The sequence below is a fragment of the Actinoplanes sp. CA-252034 genome (assembly GCF_050956125.1).
In the GTDB taxonomy this organism is placed as follows: Bacteria; Actinomycetota; Actinomycetes; order Mycobacteriales; family Micromonosporaceae; genus Actinoplanes.
Genome location: NZ_CP191846.1, coordinates 7,081,846 through 7,101,087, shown reverse-complemented (window position 1 = coordinate 7,101,087; position 19,242 = coordinate 7,081,846). Strand labels below are relative to the sequence as shown.

Here is a 19,242-nt window from a genome sequence, read left to right as displayed (position 1 = left end):
CGTCGGATCTCCGCACGGCCGCCGGGTGGTGGGGCATCCACCGGGCTGCGCGGGGATCAACGCTCGGCGAACACCACGTCCTCGACCGGCCGACGGTCTACCCGCCGGTAACAATCGATCAGCTTGAGGCCTGCGGCCCCTTGGGGCAAGAGTTTGTCTCATCTCCCGTCGGCGTGCGCCGACAGAACGGATGTGAGGCGGAGTTCGGTGGTAGGCGCGAGGCCGGTGCCCCGCCGTACGCTGCTGCTTCTCGCCGCGATCCTCCCCGTGCAGGTCGCCGGCTGGATCGTCCCGTCCTGGTATCCGATGATCCTCGGTATCTCCCTGGCCGTGGTGGACGCGATCGGCGTCCACTACCTGACCCGGGTCGCCCGGCTCGGCATCAACGTGCTGCCGTGCCGGCTCGCCGCGGTCGCCCGCGGGCTGGGAGTCGGCAACGCGGTGACGCTCACCGCCTGGCTGGCCGGCGCACCGGCGTGGCTGTGGTGGGCCGCCGCCGCGACCCACATCGGCGGGATGGCCCTGCTCGGCCTGTCGACCGTGCTCGGCCCGCTGCTGAGACTCAGCGGCCCGCACCGGCAGGCGTTCGCCGCCGAGATGGTGGCGGTCGGCGCGGCCGGGGTGATGGTGGTCTGGTTCGCGGGGCTGGACCCGGCGCTGGTGTCCGGCCGGTCCGCCGCGACCTGGAGCATCGTCGGCGGCCTGCTGACCGCCGACCTGATGCTGGCCATGGCGATCGCCGCGATGCTGCTGCGCGGCATGGTCAACCACTGGCGCGATCCGATCACCGTCCTGGTCACCGGAATGATGCTCGCGATCCTGGCCGACACCCGATGGGCCACCACCCTGCCGACCGGTGTGGAACGTCTGGTCGAGCCGTCCGGCGGCGCCCTCGTGGTGACCGCCCATCTGCTGCTCACGCTCTCGCCGCTGATGTCGGCGTCCGGCATCGGCAGCGTCACCGACCGGGCGCGCCGGGCCGATCCGCCGCGCTGGGTCGCGTATCTGCCCCTGGGCGCGCTGGTCACCGGCGTGGCGCTGCTGCTCGTGGTGATCGTGCGGACGTCCGGCTGGCTGCGCTGGAGCGGCCTGGTCGTCGCGATGGCCGCCATGCTGGCCGCGGTGACGTTCCGCTACTGGATCTCGCTGCGGACGAGTCGGGCACGGGCCGGCCGCGACCCGGAGACCGGGCTGGCCAACCGGGCGGGCCTGAAGGAGGCGCTCGCCGCGGTGGTCCGCGGCCGCGAGCCGTTCGCCGTGCTGGTGATCGCGGTGGCCGAGCCGCGGGCGCAGCACCGCATGTCGTCGATCCTGCGGCGCAACGTCCGTGCCGACGACCTGGTCGCGCGGACCGGCCCGGCGACCTTCGGGGTGCTGCTCACCGATGCCGGTGTGGCCGGTGAGGCGACCATCGCGGCGCAGCGGATCCTCGCCGCGGCCGACGACGACGAGGTCCGGTGCTCGATCGGGATGGCCGTCGCCCGCATCGGCGAGCCCGCCAAGACGGTGCTGCGCAACGCCGAGATCGCGATGAGCCACGCCGTCCGGTCGCCGGCGTCGACGTTCGTCGTCCACGAGCTGTCGATGAACGACCGCCGGGCGGTGGACGCGGCGCTCGCCGAGGCCCTGGAGGGCGCTCGGCAGCGCGACGAGCTCAGCGTCGTCTACCAGCCCATCGTCGACCTGGCGACCGGCCGGGTGGTGGCGGCCGAGGCACTTCTGCGCTGGCGGCACCCGCTGCACGGCGCGATCTCTCCGTCCGCCTTCATCCCGGTCGCCGAACGGTCCGGCGAGATCGTCGGGATCGGCCGGTGGGTGCTGGAGCAGGCGGTCCAGCAGGTGGCGGCCTGGCGGGCGGCCGGCGCCGACCTGACGGTCACCGTCAACGTCTCACCGCGCCAGCTGCAGGAGCCGCATCTCGCGCGGGAGGTGCTCAGCGTGCTCGATCGCGCCGGGGTGCCCGCGCAGAGCCTGGTCGTCGAGGTGACCGAGTCGGCGATGGTCGAGGAAGCGGTCGAGGTCGCGGCGCTGCGACGGTTGCGGTCCGCGGGGGTCCGGATCGCCATCGACGATTTCGGTACGGGCTACTCGTCCCTGCAGTACCTGACACGTCTTCCGGTCGACATTCTCAAGATCGACCGCGGTTTCGTGGCGCGGCTGGACGGCACCGCCGAGGGCGCGGCCATCGCCGAGGCGGTGATCCGGCTGGCGCAGATCCTGCGGCTGACCACCGTGGCGGAGGGGATCGAGACCGAGGGGCAGGCCGCCGAGTTGCTGGCACTCGGCTCGGAGCGGGGCCAGGGCTACCTGTACTCCCGGCCGGTCGAGCCCGGTCAGGTCCTGGCCCTACTCGAACAGCAGCGGGACCTGGCGGCCTGACGATCCCGGCCGCCGACGCGACCGGGATGTCGCCGGGGTCAGACGCTCGCCTTCGCGGTCGTCCTCTCCGGGGTGACCGCGGGGACCGAGGCGCGCTGGTTGCGGATCAGCGCGTCGATGGACCACGGCCCGCCGCCGACGACGGCGATCAGGAGGAAGGACCAGGCGTAGAGGGCGGGGGTGACGCCGCCGTTCTCGATCGGCATCAGGCCGTCCGGCTGATGCACCACGAAGTAGGCGTACGCCATCGAGCCGGACGCCAGGATCGCGGCCGGGCGGGTGCCGAGTCCGACGAGGACGAGCACGCCGCAGACGAGCTGGATGAGCCCGGCATACCAGTTGGGCCACAGGCCGACCGCCACCGCCTGGCCCGTGCCCCGGGCGCCGCCGAGCAGGCCGAACACGGTGGCGAGCCCGTGACAGGTGAAGAGCAGGCCGACGACGACCCGGAACAGCAGCCAGGTGATCTCGTTCACGCGTGGGGTAGACAATAGACGCTCCTCTGTCGGGAAGTGGACAATCTGGAAAACCACCCTAGGTGCTCGGAACGTCGCTTTATATAGACGATCTTAAATTTCGCCTAAGAGTCCGGGGTGACGGAAATCTATTCGTAACCGGTTCTACATCTTGCCGAAAACGTTTTCGTAAGGCAGCGTGTGCCGCAGGCGAGCCGCATCACGGGGGCGGGTCCGCCGGAGCTGCCCAGGGGTGTCACACGCTGCATCTTTCCCGGGCTCCTCCGCTTCCCATGCATCGATATATCTCGATTGCAGAGGTGTCCTCATGCGTTTCAACCGTCGTACCGTCCTGATCGCCGGCGCCGCCGGAGCCGCCGGGGTTCTGCTGCCCGCCGGCCCGGCCCGCGCCGTCCGCCCGGACGCCGGAGTCTCGGCGTATCCGTTCCCGCTCACCGCCGTCCGGCTGGGTGCCGGCCCGTTCGCCGACAACGCCGGCCGCACCCAGGCCTACCTGCGCTTCCTCAACGCCGACCGGCTGCTGCACATGTTCCGGGTGACCGCCGGCCTGTCGTCGTCGGCCACCCCGTGCGGCGGCTGGGAGTCACCCACCACCGAGCTGCGCGGCCACTCCATCGGGCACGTGCTCAGCGCGCTCGCCCAGGCCTACGCCGGCACCGGCGACACCACCTACCAGGCCAAGGGCGACTATCTGGTCGCGCAGCTCGCCCTCTGCCAGCGCCCGAACGGCTTCCTCTCCGCCTACCCCGAGTCGTTCATCGACCGGGTCGAGACCGGCCGGCAGGTGTGGGCGCCCTACTACACCCTCCACAAGATCGTGCAAGGGCTGCTCGACTGGCACCTGCTCACCGGCAGCGCCCAGGCCCTCGCCGTGCTGCAGCGCAAGGCCGCGTGGGTGCAGGCTCGCAACAGCCGGCTCACGCACGCCCAGCGGCAGCAGATGCTGCGCGTCGAGTTCGGCGGTATCGGCGAGACCCTGTTCAACCTCTACCAGCTCACCGAAGAGCCGGTGCACCTGTTCACCGCCCAGTACTTCGATCACGCCCAGGTGCTCGACCCGCTCGCCGCCGGGGTAGACGCGCTGGCCGGATTCCACGCCAACACGCAGATCCCGAAGGCCATCGCGGCGATCCGCGGATACCACGCGACGGGCGACACCCGTTACCGCGACATCGCGGTCAACTTCTGGAACTTCGTGGTACGCCGTCACTCGTACGCGATCGGCGGCAACTCCAACGGCGAGTACTTCCAGGCACCGGACCGGATCGCGTCGGAGCTGTCCGACAACACGTGCGAGTGTTGCAACACGTACAACATGCTGAAGTTGACCCGGCAGTTGTTCTTCACCGACCCGTCACGGGCCGCCGAGTTCATGGACTTCTACGAGAAGGGCCTCTACAACCACCTGCTCGGCGCGCAGAATCCCAGCTCGGCACACGGGCACCACTGCTACTACGTGCCGTTGCGGGCCGGCGGGATCAAGACGTACAGCAACGACTACGACAACTTCACCTGCTGTCACGGCACCGGGATGGAGACGAACACCAAGTTCGCCGAGAGCATCTACTTCCACGTCGACACGACGCTCTACGTCAACATGTACATCTCGTCAACATTGACGTGGTCAAGTCAAGGCGTCACGATCCGGCAGGACACCACGTATCCGGAGAGCCCGTCCACCCGGCTCACCGTGACCGCCGGCTCCGGTGCCTTCGACATGCGGATCCGCATCCCGTCCTGGACCAGCGGCGCCCAGGTCCGGGTCAACGGCGTCCTCACCGGACCGCCGACACCCGGCACCTACCTCTCGATCAATCGCATCTGGGCCACCGGCGACGTCGTCGATGTCAGCCTGCCGATGACGCTCACCCTGGAGGCCGCACCGGACAACCCGTCGGTGCGCGCCGTCAAGTACGGGCCGATCGTGCTCGCCGGTCAGTTCGGCACCAGCAACCTCAGCTCCCTGCCGACACTCTCGGGGACTCCGCAGCCGACCGGCACGCCACTGGAGTACACCGCGGGATCGGTGCTGCTCCGGCCGTTCTACAAGACGCATGGCCAGCGCTACTCCGTCTACTGGAACGTCACGAGCGGCACGCCGAAGGAGGCGTACTACCCCTTCGACGAGACGTCCGGCACGAGCGCGGCCGACGCCACCGGCAACGGCTGGACCGCCACCCTGGCCGGCGGCGTCACCCGCACCGCCGGGCGCACCGGCAGCGCAGTCCTGCTCAACGGGAGCAACGGGCACGTCGCCCTGCCCGGCGGCATCCTGGCCGGCGTCACCGCGTTCACCGTCGCGACCTGGGTCCGCATCGACACCGCCGCCACCTGGACCCGGGTCTTCGACTTCGGCACGGGCACCGGTGCGTACCTGTTCCTCACCCCGCGCAGCGGCTCCGGCGCCGCCCGGTACGCGATCAGCGGCGGCGGCTCCGGTGCCGAGCAGCGCATCGACGCCCCGGCCGCGCTCCCCACCGGGGCGTGGACCCACGTCGCCGTCACCCACACCGGCAACCTCGGCGTCCTCTACGTCAACGGCGCCGAGGTCGCCCGCAACACCGCGCTCACGGTACGCCCGTCCGCGTTGCCGTCGACCACCCAGAACTGGATCGGCCGCTCCCAGTACGCCTCCGATCCGTATTTGACCGCCGCCGTCGACGGGTTCCGGATCCACAGCCGGGCGCTGTCCGCGGCGGAGGTCGCTCAACTGTTTTCCACCGGACAGTGAGAGAGGCAGTTTCGATGTCGAGAAGAAGACGGTCAGTGGCGCTGTTCAGCGTGCTGGCCACCGCGGCCGCGGCGACAGCCGTCGCCACCCCCTCGCAGGCCGCCAACCCGATCATCACCAACATCTACACCGCCGACCCGGCCCCCCTGGTCGTCGGCAACACCATGTACATCTACGCCGGCCGCGACGAGGCGCCCACCGGCGGCAGCAACTTCGTGATGCGCGAATGGCACGTGCTGTCCTCCACCGACGCGGCGAGTTGGACCGACAACGGCGCCCGCGCCAACATCGCCACGTTCCCGTGGGCCGGCGCCGACGCCTGGGCCGGTGAGGTCGAGCCGCGCAACGGCAAGTACTACTGGTACACCTCGGTCAACGGCAACGGCGCCGGCTGGATGAACATCGGCGTCGCCGTCGGGGACAGCCCGCTCGGCCCGTTCACCGACGCCAAGGGCGGGCCGCTGATCAGCGACAGCACCGCCAACTCGTCCGGCCTCAACATCGACCCCACCGTCTTCGTCGACGACGACGGGCAGGCCTACATGTACTGGGGCGGCTACTGGGGACCCCGTGCCGTGCGCCTGGCGGCCAACATGATCGACACGGTCGGGTCGGTCGTCACGCCGACGGGACTCACCAACTACTGGGAGGCCCCGTGGATGTTCAAACGCAACGGCCTCTACTACATGATGTACGCCGCCAACGACACCGGTGGCTGTGTCACCAACACCAACTACGCCTGCCAGCGGTACGCCACCGCGACCAACCCGATGGGGCCGTGGACGCACCGGGGTGTCGTGCTCGGCCAGGTGTCGTCGACGACCAACCACGCCGGCATCGTCGAGTTCAACGGGCAGTGGTACATCGTCTACCACAACGCGAACGCGCCCGGCGGTGGCAACTTCCGCAGGTCGGTGGCGGTCGACCGGTTGTACTTCAACGCTGACGGGACGATCCAGCCGGTCGTGCAGACGACCACCGGGCCGCCGCCGAATCCGGGCGGTGGAGGTGGTGGCGGGACCAACATCGCGCCGTCCGCCACCGCGACGACGTCGTACGTGTCGTCGTGGGAGAGCCTGGCCGCGGTCAACAACGGCGGGACGCCGGCGAACTCGCAGGACCGGTCCAACCTGGCGTACGGCAACTGGCCACAACAGGGCACACAGTGGATCGAGTACACCTGGCCGACCGCTCAGTCGATCAACAAGAGCTCGGTCTACTGGTTCGACGACAACCAGGGCATCGACCTCCCGGCGTCATGTGCACTGCAGTATTGGAACGGCAGTCAATATGTATCCGTTCAACTGCAGTCAACATGTGGCGTCGCCGGCAATGTTGAGAACGTCAACACGTTCGCCAGCGCGGTCAACACGACGCGGCTTCGTCTGCAGATCACCTCACGCAGCGGACTGTCCACCGGCGTGCTCGAGTGGAAGGCGTTCCAGTCATGAGGCGGCCGGTCGACAGACGACGGCCGGACCGTCGAGGCTTCGGCAGGATTCGGCGCGTCTGGGCGTACACGATGAGCCTGACGTTGATCGCGGCCTCGCTGACCGTCAACCCGCAGCCGGCCCTGGCCGCGCAACCCATCGGGTTCCCGACCTTCGGCAACACGGGATCGATCCCGGCGCCGCCGGTCGCCTACACCACCGGCGACACGATGCGCGCCATCTACGACGCCGAGTCGAGCGGCACCGACTTCTGGATGGACCGCCTGCTCGCACGCACCGGGAACGACCCGGCCGGCACCTGGCTGATGACCCGCGGGCGGGCCGCGTTCATGAACACGCACACCCCGTCGGTGATCGGGTTCGGTGGCAACGCCGCGTACTGGGACAACATCTCCAGCCAGAACGCCTACGCCATCACCGCGTCCACCGGCACCTTCACCGAACAGGCCGCCCAGCGCCGGCAGACCCCCAGCCACTGGCGCAGCGTGCACACCAACGGCTCGGTCCGGCTCGACGTCACCAAGTTCATCACCGACAACAACGTGCTGGTCACCAACGTCGCCGTGGTCAACAACGGCAGCGCCTCGACGACCCTGACACTGAACGCCACGTCGCCCTACGCGACCACCGTGAGCGGCACCGAGCTGACCGGCACGCGGGCCGTCAAGAACAACCTGACGACGCTCTACCCGCGGTTCTCCGGTGACGGCTTCACCGCCGCCAACGGGGCGCTCAGCCGATCGGTGACGGTCGCCGCCGGGCAGACGGTCACCGTCAAGGTGCAGCTCGGCTGGGTCGCCACCGAGATCCCGGCGTCACGTACCGAGTACGACGCCTACCGCACCCGGACACCGGCCGACGCGTTCGCCACCCACGTCCGCGCCTACAACAGATGGTGGGCCGACAACGTGCCCTACATCGACGTGCCGGACGCGGCGATCAAGAAGAACATCTACTACCGCTGGTGGCTGATGCGCTTCAACCACCTCGACGCCGACATCCCCGGCCAGGACTTCCAGTTCCCGCAGTCGATCGAGGGCGTGACCGGCTACAACAACGCGATCGCGCTCACCCAGCCGATGCATATCGACGACCTGAAGTACCTGCGCAGCCCGGAGTACTCCTACGGCCCGTACCTGGCGGTCGGCCAGTACTCGGCGAACGGCCGCTTCGTCGACAACCCGGGCGACCCGGAGAACTGGTCCAACTCGTACACCCAGTACATCGCCGAGGCGGCGTGGCGGGCCTACCAGATCCACGGTGGCCAGCCGGCGATGCTCAACAACTTCGCCCGCTACGCCGAGGGTGACGCCAAGGGCCAGCTGGCCACCTACGACACCAACAACAACGGCGTCATCGAGTACGACTGGGGCGCGATGACCGGAAACGACGCCGACGCCGTGTCGTTCCACTGGCGGGCCGGCAACCTCGATCGCGCCGAGACCGCCTACGTGTGGAGCGCCGCCAACGCCGCCCGCGACGCCTACACGCTGATGGGCAACACGGCCAAGGCCACCGAGATGCAGACGCTCGCCGACCGGATCCGCAACGGCGTGATCAACACGCTGTGGAACCCGGACCGGCAGCTCCTGGAGCACAAACACGTCTCCACGAACGCGTTCGTGCCGTGGAAGGAGATCAACAACTACTACCCGTACGCGGTCGGGCTGATGCCGAACACCGCCCAGTACCGGGAGGCGCTGCGCCTGTTCGCCGACGCCGGCCAGTACCCGATCTTCCCCTTCTACACCGCCAATCAGGTCGACAAGGCGGCCGCCGCGGCCGCCGGGAACCCGGGCAGCAACAACTTCTCCACGATCAACTCGACGGTGCAGTTCCGGCTCTACTCGTCGGTGCTGCGCAACTACCCCAACTCGTGGATGAACACCGACGACTACAAGAAGCTGCTCTACTGGAACGCCTGGGCACAGTACGTCGGCGGCGACACCAACTGGCCGGACGCCAACGAGTTCTGGGCCGACTGGAACGGCAGCGCCATCACGTACCGCTCGTGGATCCACCACAACATCCTGGGCAGCAGCAACTGGACCATCATCGAGGACGTCGCCGGGCTGCGGCCGCGCAACGACGCCCAGATCCAGCTGTCGCCGATCAACATCGGCTGGAGCCACTTCGCGGTCAACAACCTGCGCTACCGCAACGCCGACCTGTCGATCGTCTGGGACGACCCGGCCGACGGCGTGACCAGGTATCCCGGGGTGCCCCAGGGGTACTCGATCTACCTGAACGGGACCCGCGTCGCCACCCTCAACCAGCTGGCGCCGTTCACCTACAACCCGGCGACCGGGGCCGTCACCACCACCGGGACGGTCGCGTTCAGCACCGCGTTCGCGTCACTTCAGGCGCCGCAGAACGTGGTGCAGAGCGGGGCGCGCGTGGTCGACGTCTTCGCCAAGGCGGGCGTCGACCTCACCTCCACCCGGCCCAACCTGGCTGCCGGGGCGAGCGCGTCGGCGTCGTACACCACCTCCGGCACCTCGGTCGCCGGCGCGATCGACGGGCTGCCGACCAACGCGCCGCTGTGGGGCAGTTACGGCAGTGCCAACGCCACCGACTGGTACGAGCTCGACTTCGGCAGCACCGCCCGTACCGTCGACGAGGCCTGGCTCTACTTCCGTAACGACCGGGCCGGCAACCGGTACCGGCCGCCGACCGGCTACAACGTCCAGTACTGGAACGGCAGCGCCTGGGTCAACACGGCCTCGCAGGTCAAGACGCCGGGCACCCCGCAGTCCAACTTCAACAAGGTCACCTTCACCGCGGTCAGCACGACGCGGCTGCGGGTCCAGTTCACCCAGCCGTCCGGCGGCGCCAAGACCGGACTGACCGAGATCAAGCTGTACGGGCAGGGCACCGTCCCGCCGAATCCCAACCCCAACCTGGCGACGGCGGCCACCCCGAGCGCCTCGTACACGTCGTCGTGGGAGAGCGTCGCCGCCATCAACGACGGCATCGACCCGTCGTCGTCGAACGACACCGTCAACCCGCGCTGGGGAACCTGGCCCAACCAGGGACAGCAGTGGGCCGAACTGACCTGGTCCACGGCGCAGAACCTGAAGTCCGCCCAGGTCTACTTCTTCGACGACGGCCAGGGCATCGACCTGCCCGCGTCGTGGAAGCTCCAGTACTGGAACGGCACCGCCTACGTGGACGTGCCGTCGGCGAGCGGCTACCCCGTCGCCGCCGGGCAGTACAACGTCGTCACGTTCGGTCAGGTCAGCACGACCCGGTTGCGGGTGGCACTGACCAGCGGCGCAGCCTCCGTCGGGCTCCTGGAGGTGAAGGCCTTCGCCAGTTGACGAGCGGGTGACCCGTCGGCGCCGGCGCTGTGGTCAGCGCCAGCGCTGCGGGCACCGGCCTGAGCGGCGCAGCCGGCCGAGCACGTCCTCGGCGGCGTAGACGCCGAGCATCCCGGCGAGACCGGCGACCAAGGGGGTGGCGAGTTCCGAGAGAAGCGTCTGCATGTCCCTCTGGTCGGCCGGTTCCGGTGCGGCCGGGGGAGCCACCCGGGTGCGAAACGGTTGAGGCACGGAGCCGCCCGGGACGGCGGGGTGGACCGGAGCGGTCCCCGCCTATTATCTTACGCGTAAGATAATAGGCGGGGGAGTGATCGGCATGATGATCGGGCAACTGCTGCGGCCACACGTCACCGGGTTCGTGCTCGTTGCGGGACTGCAGGTGGCCGGGGCGCTCGCCGGGCTGGCGCCGCTGCTCGCGGTGGCCGAGGTGGGCCGGGTGCTGCTGGCGCCCGGCCCGGTGGACGAGGATCACCTGCGGACGGTCGTGCTCCTCGGCGTCGCCGGGCTGCTGCTCCGGCTGGTTTTCACGTCGGCGTCGGCGGGCTTCGGGCACCTCCTCGACGGGCGGGTCCAGCTCACCCTGCGGAGGGCGCTCGCCGCGGCGCTGGGCCGCGCGCCTCTCGGCTGGCTCGACCACCGGCGCACCGGTGAGCTGGCCAAGGTCGCCGGCGACGACGTGACCGCCGTGCACCCGTTCATCGCGCACGCCCCGGGCGAACTGACCGCTGCGTTCGTCGTGCCGCTGGTGTCGCTGATCTACCTGCTGACCATCGACTGGCGGCTCACCCTGATCACCCTGGTCCCGGTGGTGCTGGCGATCGCCCTCGTCCCGCTGCTGATGACGCCCGCCCGTACCCGTGAGCAGGAAGCCTTCGACGCGGCCCTGGGCCGCATCGCCGACACCAGCGTGGAATACGTCCGTGGCATCGCCGTCGTCAAGGCGTTCGGCGGAGCCGGCGACGCCTATCGCCGTTTCCTCACCGCCGCCGACGACTTCGTCGGCATCTTCACCCGGTGGGTACGCGGAGTGTCCGCCGTGGCGGCCGGGATGCAGTTGGCGCTGTCCCCGCCGTTCGTGCTGCTCGCCGTCCTGACCGGCGGCACCGCGCTGATCACTTCCGGCCACCTCGCCCCGGCTGATCTGTTGCCGTTCCTGCTGCTCGGACTCGGCCTGACCGCACCGGTGGCGGCCCTGGGGCACGGCTTCGACGACCTGCAGGCGGCCGGTCGCGCGGTCGGCCGGATCCGGGGCGTGCTCGCCGTCGAGCCGCTGCCGGAGCCGGCGCACCCGATCGTCCCGGACGGTGACCGGCTCGAATGGTGTGGTGTGCGGTTCTCCTACGACGGGCGGGAGGTGCTGCGCGGCATCGATCTGACGGTGGAGCCGGGCACGGTCACCGCGCTGACCGGCCCGTCCGGCAGCGGCAAGTCGACAATGGTGCGGCTGTTGCCACGGTTCTTCGACCCGGACGCCGGCTCGATCCGGCTCGGCGGTGTGGACCTGCGCGACATCGGCGGGCGGGAGCTGCGCCGGCGGATCTCCTTCGTGTTCCAGGACGTGCGCCTCCTGCGTACCTCGGTGGCGGACAACATCTCCCTCGCCGTGCCGGAAGCGGACCGGGACGCGGTGATCCGCGCGGCGAAGCTCGCGCACATCCACGACCGCATTCTCGAGCTCCCGCGCGGTTACGACACGGTCCTCGGTGACGAGGCCGAGCTCTCCGGCGGTGAGGCGCAGCGGATCGCGCTGGCCCGTGCCCTGGCCGCGGACACCCCGATCCTGGTGCTCGACGAGGCGACCGCGTTCGCCGACCCGCAGACCGACCGGGCGGTACGTCAGACGCTGGCCACCCTGCGGAACCGGACGGTGCTGGTCATCGCGCACCGGCCGGAGACCGTCGCCGGCGCCGACACCGTGGTGACGCTGCGCGAGGGGGTGATCGTCCGATGATCCGGACCCTGCTGCGGGTGCTCGGCCACGAATACGCCGTGCCGATGCGCCGCACCGTCGCCCTGATGGTGATCACCGCCGTGGCCGAGGGGCTGCTGTACGCCCTGCTCGTGCCGCTGTTGCGGGCGCTGCTGGGCGGCCCGACGGCGGACGCCCGGCCGTGGCTTATCGCGTTCGCGGTGGCGGTCGCCGGTTACGCCCTGCTGCGCTACCGCAGTGACCTGGCGGGCATGCGGGTCGGCACCACGATGCTGCGCGGCATGTACCACCGCCTCGGCAGACACCTGGCGCGGCTGCCGATCGGCTGGTTCACCGGTGCCCGCGTCGGCGAGGTGTCCACGATGGCCGGGCGAGGGCTGCTCACCGCGATGGGGGTGGCCGCTCATCTGATGGCGCCGTTCGTGGCCGCCTGCGTCACGCCGCTGACGATCGTCGTGGTGATCACCGTGCTCGACTGGCGGCTGGGGCTCGCCGCGCTGGCCGCCGCGCCGCTGGTGGTGGCCGTGCACCTGGTGACCGCGCGGTCGGCTGCCGCCGCCGACGCCGCCCACGCCGGGCGGGCGGACGAGGCTGCCGCCCGGGTCGTCGAATACGTGCAGGCCCAGCCGGTGCTGCGGGCCGGTGGCCGGGACGGGTTCGGGCCGCTCGACCGGGCGCTGCGGGAGGTCGAGCGGGCGTCGCGCCGCCGGACCCTGTCGGTGCTGCCGGGCGCGGTCGGCCTGGCGGTGACCGTGCAGGTCGTCTTCACCGCGGTACTGGCACTCGCCCTAAACCTGGCGGTGGGCACCGCCCCGGAAGAAGAGAGCGCCGTGGAACTGCTGGCGATCCTGGTGCTCGCCGCCCGCGCCGCCGACCCTCTGCTGTCGCTTTCGGACATCGGCGGCAAACTCCGGACCGCCCGCGGCGAACTCGACCGCCTCGACCGCCTGCTGCGCACCGCACCCCTGCCCGAGCCCGCGACCCCGGTCCGCCCCGACCACCACGACCTGGAGCTCGACGCGGTGACCGCCCGTGACGGCGACCGGATCGTCCTGGACGGCCTGTCGCTGACCGTGCCGCAGGGGCAGCGACTCGCCGTCGTCGGCCCGTCCGGTGCGGGCAAGTCCACCCTGCTGCGCCTGCTGGCCCGGTTCGCCGACGTGGACGCGGGCGCGATCCGGGTCGGTGGCGCCGACGTCCGTGACATGGACCCGGCCGACCTGATGGCCCGTATCGCGATCGTCTTCCAGGACGTCTACCTCTTCGACGGCACGATCGAGGAGAACGTGCGGCTCGGCCGCCCGGACGCGACCGATCAGCAGGTACGGGCCGCCGCCACCGCCGCGGGACTGGACGAGGTCGTCGACCGGCTGCCCGGCGGCTGGTCGGCGATCGTGGGGGAGGGCGGCGCACTGCTGTCCGGCGGCGAGCGCCAGCGTGTCGCGATCGCGCGGGCCCTGCTCAAGGACGCACCGATCGTGCTGCTCGACGAGGTGACGTCGGCGCTCGACCCGGACAACGAGGCGGCCGTGCACGCCGGCATCGACCGGCTGATGTCCGGCCGTACCGTCATCATGGTCGCCCACCGGATACGGACCGTCCGCCGGGCCGACCGGGTGATCTTCCTCGACGGCGGGCGGATCATCGAACAGGGCACCCCCGACGAGCTGCTGCGTCGCGGCGGCCGCTACGCCGCGTTCTCAGGGGAGTAGCCCGTCGACGATCGCGGTCAGCGCCCGCTGATGGGTGTCGCGGGCGTTGAGGTCGGCCCAGCGCCCGGCCAGCGACACCAGCCGCGGATAGTCGTCGGCGGTCAGCCCGGCGACGACCCCGTCCTGGTGGGCCGCCGCCGCCCGGGCCCGGCGGCGGGCCCCGGTGATCCGGATGATCAGGTCGCCGACGATGTAGAACCAGATCGTCCGGTACACGTAGAACGCCTCGTCCTCGGCCAGCCCGCAGTCGGCTGCGGCGCCGACCATCACCTCGACGATCCACAGCGCCGACGGCCCGATCAGGTCGTCGCCGGTCAGCACCTCGACGATCCAGGGGCGCTCCGCCAGCAACTCGTAGAGCAGCACCGACGCGGCCACCAGCCGGTCCCGCGGCTCGGCCGGCAGGTCCGGCCGGGGCATCGTCCGTGCCTGCGACTCCAGCACCCGTACCAGCAGCTCGTCCTTGTCGCGGACATGGTGGTAGAGCGCCATCGGCGTGCTGCCCAGCTCGGTCGCCAGCCGCCGCATCGACAGTCTCTCCGGGCCCTCGGCCACCAGCAGGCGCTCCGCCGCGGCGATGATCGCCTCCAGGGACAGGCGGGGCGGACGGCCGACACCCCGTGGGCGGGACACCTCTGCGGACATGTCCCCATCCTTCCCGACCGGCCCACCCGTGTGGTGCGGTGTACCGATGGCGACGACGTGCTCCAGGACGATCCGCACCGGCGGGTGATCCGGATCGGCGACACCGTCCGCCGTCCGATGCACCCCTGGTCGCCGACGGTCCACGAACTCCTGCACCACCTGGAGCGGACCGGATTCGAGTATGCTCCCCGCGTTCTCGGCATCGACGAGGCCGGCCGGGAGGTCCTCACCTGGCTGGACGGCGAGTCCGGCGGTGACGGCTGGGCGAAGGTGGTGACCGACGACGGGCTGGCCGCGACGGCCCGGCTGCTGCGCGACTACCACGACGCGGTGCGCGGGTTCCGGCCCGCCGCCGTGGCCGGATGGGCCGCTCACGACGGGGTGTTCGGCGCCGGGGACCTGGTCGGTCACGGCGACTTCGGCCCGTGGAACCTGGTGTGGCACGGCAACCGGCCGGTCGGGATCCTTCGACCTCTAGTGGCCGCGGAAGGCCTCCTCCAGCCACCAGGACGGATGGTCGGCGGTGACCTTCGCGTCCACGACCATCGGCACGTCCCGGGGACCGGCCAGCCATTCCCGGACCGGATCAAGATCTTCCGGCTTGCGTACGGTCACCGCGGCGCACCCGTAGCCGCGGGCGACGGCGGCCAGATCCGTCTCCGGGAACACCACCGTGGACAGCGCGTGCCCGGCCGGCCCGAAGTGGTGCACCTCGGCGCCGTACGCCTCGTCGTTCCAGACCACGATCAGCATGCCGAGCCCGAGCCGCCGGATCGTGTCGAGCTCGGCGATGCCCATCAGGAAACCGCCGTCCCCGCATGCCGCGACCGGTAGCCGGCCGGGGCTCGCCAGCGCGGCCCGAGGGCGCTCGCCAGGCCCAGCCCGATCGACTGGAACGCCTGGGTGAACACGAGACCCTGGTGATCGGGAACGGACAGGAACATCGACGGGTAGCCCATGAAGTTGCCCGAGTCGACGGCGATGACCCGCTCGGCCGGGAGCAGGTCGTCGAGGCCGATCGCGAGGGTCCGCGGGTCGATCCGGCTGTCGTCGCCGGTGTCGGTGTACTCGACGTCACGCCAGCGTCCCCGGTCGCGCAGCTTCGCGCGTACCCCCTCGGTCCGGAAGGCCTCCCGATGATCGGGGAGCGCGGCCGCGACGGCGAGTGCCGTCAATCGCGCGTCCCCGCAGATGCCCAGGTCGAGGCGATGATGTGCGCCGAAGGCGGCCGGATCGACATCCACCTGCACGACCGCGGCGTCCGGCCCGATCAGCGATCCGTGCCGGCTCGTCCACATGTTGAGCGACGCGCCCCAGGCGACGACGACGTCCGCCGAGCGGATCAGCTCGGCCGCCAGCGGGGTGGCGAAACCACCGGATACGTCGAGGTTCCAGTCGTCGCCGGCGAACAGCCCCTTCGCCGCGGCCGACGTCGCCAGCAACGCGCCGGACGCCGTGGCCAGCGACTCCAGCTCGGCCCGGGCGGCGACCGCCCCGCGCCCGGCGATGAAGACCGGCCGTTCCGCGCCCTTCAGTAGGTGGGCAAGAGCGGTCACGGCGTCGTCGGACGCGCGGGGCGGCTGGCTCGCCGGAGCGGGCGTCACCTCGGCCGGTTCGGCGGTCGCGGCCTGCACGTCCAGCGGCAGGTTGAGCACGACGGTGCGCCGGTGGAGCACGGCGGTCCGCCAGGCGCGGGTGGCGTCCGCGACGGCCGACGCCGGCCCGTGCACCCGGTCGCTGACCGCGCCGACCGCGTGCGCCAGCGCGTCCTGGTCGACGCGGAAGTTCGACCGCAACGCGGACGCGGCCGGCTCGGCGGCCAGAACGATCATGGGCGTGCGGCTCTTCGCCGCCTCCGCGATGCCGGTCATCGCATTGGTCAGCCCGCAGCCCTGATGCACGGTGACGACGCCTGGGCGCCCGCTGACCCGCGCATACGCGTCCGCAGCCGTGGCCGCCCCGCCCTCGTGCCGGGTGGCGACGAACCGGGCCCCGTGCGCGACGAGCGCGTTGGTGACGTGGAAGTTTCCGCTTCCGACGACACCGAAGACCAGGTCGGCGCCGAGTTTCGCGAGGGTCTCGCCGACGACGTCGGCAACGGTCCGGTCGCTCACTTTTCCACGAGGGCCAGAACGCGGACCGGGCTTCCCGAACCGCCGACGATCGGCAGCGGGGGAGCGATCACCACCGATCCGGTGGGTGGCAGCCGATCCAGGTTCCGCAATTGGGTGAGCCCGTATTTCCCGGCCCCGAGCAGATAGGAATGGCACGGGAACGGCGGATCGAACGAATGCGCGGCGCCCGCGTCGGTGCCGACGGTCTCCACCCCGATGCCGATCACCGGCGATTCCTCGGCCAGCCACTTCGCGGCCTCCACCGAAACGCCCGGCGTGTGCGGACCGGTCTCGTTCGCGTTCAGGAAGGCCTCCTGGTCACCCGAGCGGGAATCCCATCCGGTACGGATCAGGAGCCACCCGCCGCGCGGAAGAGGCCCGTGCGTGCTCTCCCATTCACGGATGTGCTCCACTTCGAGCAGGAAATCGGGGTCCTTCGCGGCCCGGTCGGCGACGTCGACGACCGCTGCCCCGGCGATGAGCCGCTGCGGCGGGACCTGCGACACGTCGTCACCGTCGCGGCCGGTCACCCAGTGGATCGGGGCGTCGAAATGGGTGCCGGTGTGCTCGCCGGTGTGGATGTCGTTCCAGTACCAGGCCGGGCCCCGGTCGTCGTACCGGCTGATCTCCTCGAGTCCGAACGGGATCGTGTTCGCGAACGGCGGCGGCAGCTGCAGGATCGGCGTAGCCGCGGACAGCGGCGCGGTCAGATCGACGACCTCGATCGAGCCGCCGCCGACACCGGACAACAGGGCCTTCAAAACGCTCATCGGCAAACCCTACGGCCGCCGCGTTCCGCGCGGCAGGCATCGACCCGGACTTCGGCCTTACGGGGCGGTCGCGGCCCGCATGATCCGGCGAGCGAGGTCCGGCCGCTCCAGCACGTCGGTGCTGTCGGCGAACTGGTCGATCCCCCCGATCCCGGGCGCTTCACCCTCGGCCTCGGGCGCTCCGCCCTCGGTCCCGGGCGCCTCATCCTCGATGCCCGGCGCTTCACCGTCGGTCCCCGGCGTTTCATCCTCGGTCAGTGCGGCGGCGAACCGGCCCGCGTCGATGACCGGGAACGGTCGGTCGAAATACGGGCGCCGCGTCGCGTCGACCGTCTCGGCGATGCCGAGACGATTCTGCCAGTCGCCGGCCGCCTCGTAGGCGTCACAGAGCGAGGCCTGGCGCTGCCGCGCATCAGCGGCGGCGAGGGCGTCGTGCAGCGCGGCGACGATCCCGGCCGCTTCCGGCAGGGCGGTGAGGGCGCTACCCAGCCATTTGCCGTACGGCGGAAAGCGGCGCGCCAACAGCAGGACCAGCCGCGTCACATCCCGGGCCAACCGCGCCGCGACGATCCTGCTGCCCAGCTCGTCCCCGATCTCGGCGGTCCGCCCGACGAACGCCTCCTCCTGCGCGATCCGTGTCCACTGAGCGGCCAGCACCCGCCGCCACACGCCGTCCGGATACCAGTCGAGCCGCCGCCGCAGCGCCGTCAGCTCGCCGACGCCGTCGTGGAACACCGCGCCGCCGACGGTCTCGGCGAGCCGTTGCGTGGGCGTGGCCAGCCAGTCCAGTGTGGTGGGCTCGGCGCGCCCGTCGAATCCGAGGCGCTCCACCGACCAGGTCGCCACGTCGGTGATGTGCACCCGGTGCGCGACCGGCCCGGTGGTCGGCGTCATGACACGCACCCGGGCGTCGGCCGGCTCGAAGTTGGTCGGCCACCCGCCGACGTGCTTCGGCAGACGTGCCGCGAGCAGCGCGGACAGGTCGGCACCGTGCCGGGCGACGTCCTCCGGCAGCAGGAACAGCTCCAGCCGCGGCCCCCAGTCGTGATCGACCGAGCGCGGTGTGTCGAAGCCGAGCACCTCCGAGCCCGGCCCGATCCGCGCGGCCGCGTACGGCAGCCCCGGATGGGCCTCGTCGAGGATCGGACGGACGGCCTCGGTGTAGAAGTCCCGGCACAGTCGCAGACCGGGCACGAATTCGAGCAGCACGCCGTCACGATAAATGCGTTGCCGCGTCCCGGCGAGCGCCTTAATGTTCTCCCCAGTTCCAGACCGAACGAACGGGGAGACCGAGATGAACGCGATCAATGAAGATATTCTCCGGCGGCGCCGATAGATCGCTTCAGCGTTCGTTCGCGCCGCCCATTCCCCCACGGGAATCGGGCGGTTCTTTGTGTTCGGACCGATTTTCCAGCCCCGTTAGCTCAATGGGAGAGCACCCGCCTGTCGAGCGGGGGGCCGCCGGTTCGATCCCGGCACGGGGCGCGCAACACACGTCGCCGTAGCTCAGCTGGTCAGAGCGCCGACCTGATAAGTCGGAGGCCGGTGGTTCGACCCCACCCGGCGACACGCACCACCCTGGCGCGGTGGACGAATAGGTAGAGTCGCCCGGCTTTCACCCGGGACATGTGCGGGTTCGAGTCCCGTCCGCGCCACCATGGCTCCCAGCGGGCCGAGCGGGGCACGGATCCACAGGCGGCCGGTCATCCGGGTG

General features: G+C 70.7%; 13 protein-coding genes and 3 tRNA genes. 9 read left to right on the top strand and 7 right to left on the bottom strand.

The annotated features are described in order from the left end of the window. Nucleotides 1-225: 225 nt before the first annotated feature. The gene (locus tag ACQPZW_RS32320; protein ID WP_433789802.1) at nt 226-2,379 is read left to right on the top strand and encodes a putative bifunctional diguanylate cyclase/phosphodiesterase; all 2,154 of its coding nucleotides are present in this window, start codon (nt 226-228) and stop codon (nt 2,377-2,379) included. Nucleotides 2,380-2,417: 38 nt separating this feature from the next. Here the strand turns inward: ACQPZW_RS32320 and ACQPZW_RS32315 are convergent, their stop codons facing one another. Then, nucleotides 2,418-2,870, bottom strand: a complete 453-nt coding sequence (locus tag ACQPZW_RS32315; RefSeq protein WP_433789801.1) for a DoxX family protein — start codon at nt 2,868-2,870, stop codon at nt 2,418-2,420. A 292-nt stretch (nt 2,871-3,162) separates the two neighbouring features. On the opposite strand from ACQPZW_RS32315, the gene ACQPZW_RS32310 reads away from it, so the two are divergent. The 3 genes from ACQPZW_RS32310 to ACQPZW_RS32300 all read left to right on the top strand — a co-directional run bounded on the left by ACQPZW_RS32310 (nt 3,163) and on the right by ACQPZW_RS32300 (nt 10,357). Then, complete coding sequence (locus tag ACQPZW_RS32310) at nt 3,163-5,586, top strand: beta-L-arabinofuranosidase domain-containing protein (protein ID WP_433789800.1); 2,424 nt, start codon at nt 3,163-3,165, stop codon at nt 5,584-5,586. Nucleotides 5,587-5,621: 35 nt separating this feature from the next. Next, nucleotides 5,622-7,037 (top strand): glycoside hydrolase family 43 protein, encoded by a 1,416-nt coding sequence (locus tag ACQPZW_RS32305; protein WP_433789799.1) that lies wholly within the window; start codon nt 5,622-5,624, stop codon nt 7,035-7,037. 71 nt (nt 7,038-7,108) lie between these two features. Beyond that, nucleotides 7,109-10,357: an MGH1-like glycoside hydrolase domain-containing protein gene (locus ACQPZW_RS32300; RefSeq protein ID WP_433789798.1), complete on the top strand. Its 3,249-nt coding sequence runs from the start codon at nt 7,109-7,111 to the stop codon at nt 10,355-10,357. A gap of 33 nt (nt 10,358-10,390) precedes the next feature. Here the strand turns inward: ACQPZW_RS32300 and ACQPZW_RS32295 are convergent, their stop codons facing one another. Next, the gene (locus tag ACQPZW_RS32295) at nt 10,391-10,522 is read right to left on the bottom strand and encodes a hypothetical protein (RefSeq protein WP_433789797.1); all 132 of its coding nucleotides are present in this window, start codon (nt 10,520-10,522) and stop codon (nt 10,391-10,393) included. Nucleotides 10,523-10,673: 151 nt separating this feature from the next. Between ACQPZW_RS32295 and ACQPZW_RS32290 the strand changes: the two genes are divergently transcribed. Next, nucleotides 10,674-12,308: an ABC transporter ATP-binding protein gene (locus ACQPZW_RS32290; RefSeq protein ID WP_433789796.1), complete on the top strand. Its 1,635-nt coding sequence runs from the start codon at nt 10,674-10,676 to the stop codon at nt 12,306-12,308. Next, nucleotides 12,305-13,999 (top strand): ABC transporter ATP-binding protein, encoded by a 1,695-nt coding sequence (locus ACQPZW_RS32285; RefSeq protein WP_433789795.1) that lies wholly within the window; start codon nt 12,305-12,307, stop codon nt 13,997-13,999. Before ACQPZW_RS32290 ends, ACQPZW_RS32285 begins: the two co-directional genes overlap by 4 nt. Here the strand turns inward: ACQPZW_RS32285 and ACQPZW_RS32280 are convergent. The 5 genes from ACQPZW_RS32280 to ACQPZW_RS32260 all read right to left on the bottom strand — a co-directional run bounded on the left by ACQPZW_RS32280 (nt 13,988) and on the right by ACQPZW_RS32260 (nt 18,836). Further along, nucleotides 13,988-14,644 (bottom strand): TetR/AcrR family transcriptional regulator, encoded by a 657-nt coding sequence (locus tag ACQPZW_RS32280; RefSeq protein WP_433789794.1) that lies wholly within the window; start codon nt 14,642-14,644, stop codon nt 13,988-13,990. The two genes, ACQPZW_RS32285 and ACQPZW_RS32280, sit on opposite strands and share 12 nt — an antisense overlap. Before the next feature lie 474 nt (nt 14,645-15,118). After that, complete coding sequence (locus ACQPZW_RS32275; RefSeq protein ID WP_433789793.1) at nt 15,119-15,442, bottom strand: thiamine pyrophosphate-dependent enzyme; 324 nt, start codon at nt 15,440-15,442, stop codon at nt 15,119-15,121. Next, a complete protein-coding gene (locus ACQPZW_RS32270) occupies nt 15,442-16,758 on the bottom strand; it encodes a thiamine pyrophosphate-binding protein (protein WP_433789792.1) in 1,317 nt (438 codons plus the stop codon). The genes ACQPZW_RS32275 and ACQPZW_RS32270 overlap by 1 nt, the downstream gene beginning before the upstream one ends. Then, the gene (locus tag ACQPZW_RS32265) at nt 16,755-17,528 is read right to left on the bottom strand and encodes a cyclase family protein (RefSeq protein WP_433789791.1); all 774 of its coding nucleotides are present in this window, start codon (nt 17,526-17,528) and stop codon (nt 16,755-16,757) included. The genes ACQPZW_RS32270 and ACQPZW_RS32265 overlap by 4 nt, the downstream gene beginning before the upstream one ends. A gap of 57 nt (nt 17,529-17,585) precedes the next feature. Further along, a complete protein-coding gene (locus ACQPZW_RS32260; RefSeq protein ID WP_433789790.1) occupies nt 17,586-18,836 on the bottom strand; it encodes a DUF4037 domain-containing protein in 1,251 nt (416 codons plus the stop codon). Nucleotides 18,837-18,941: 105 nt separating this feature from the next. On the opposite strand from ACQPZW_RS32260, the gene ACQPZW_RS32255 reads away from it, so the two are divergent. The 3 genes from ACQPZW_RS32255 to ACQPZW_RS32245 all read left to right on the top strand — a co-directional run bounded on the left by ACQPZW_RS32255 (nt 18,942) and on the right by ACQPZW_RS32245 (nt 19,186). After that, a tRNA-Asp gene (locus ACQPZW_RS32255) sits at nt 18,942-19,013 on the top strand. Nucleotides 19,014-19,023: 10 nt separating this feature from the next. Beyond that, nucleotides 19,024-19,097: transfer RNA gene (locus ACQPZW_RS32250), tRNA-Ile, on the top strand. A gap of 11 nt (nt 19,098-19,108) precedes the next feature. Then, nucleotides 19,109-19,186, top strand: a tRNA-Glu gene (locus ACQPZW_RS32245). Nucleotides 19,187-19,242 lie beyond the last annotated feature (56 nt).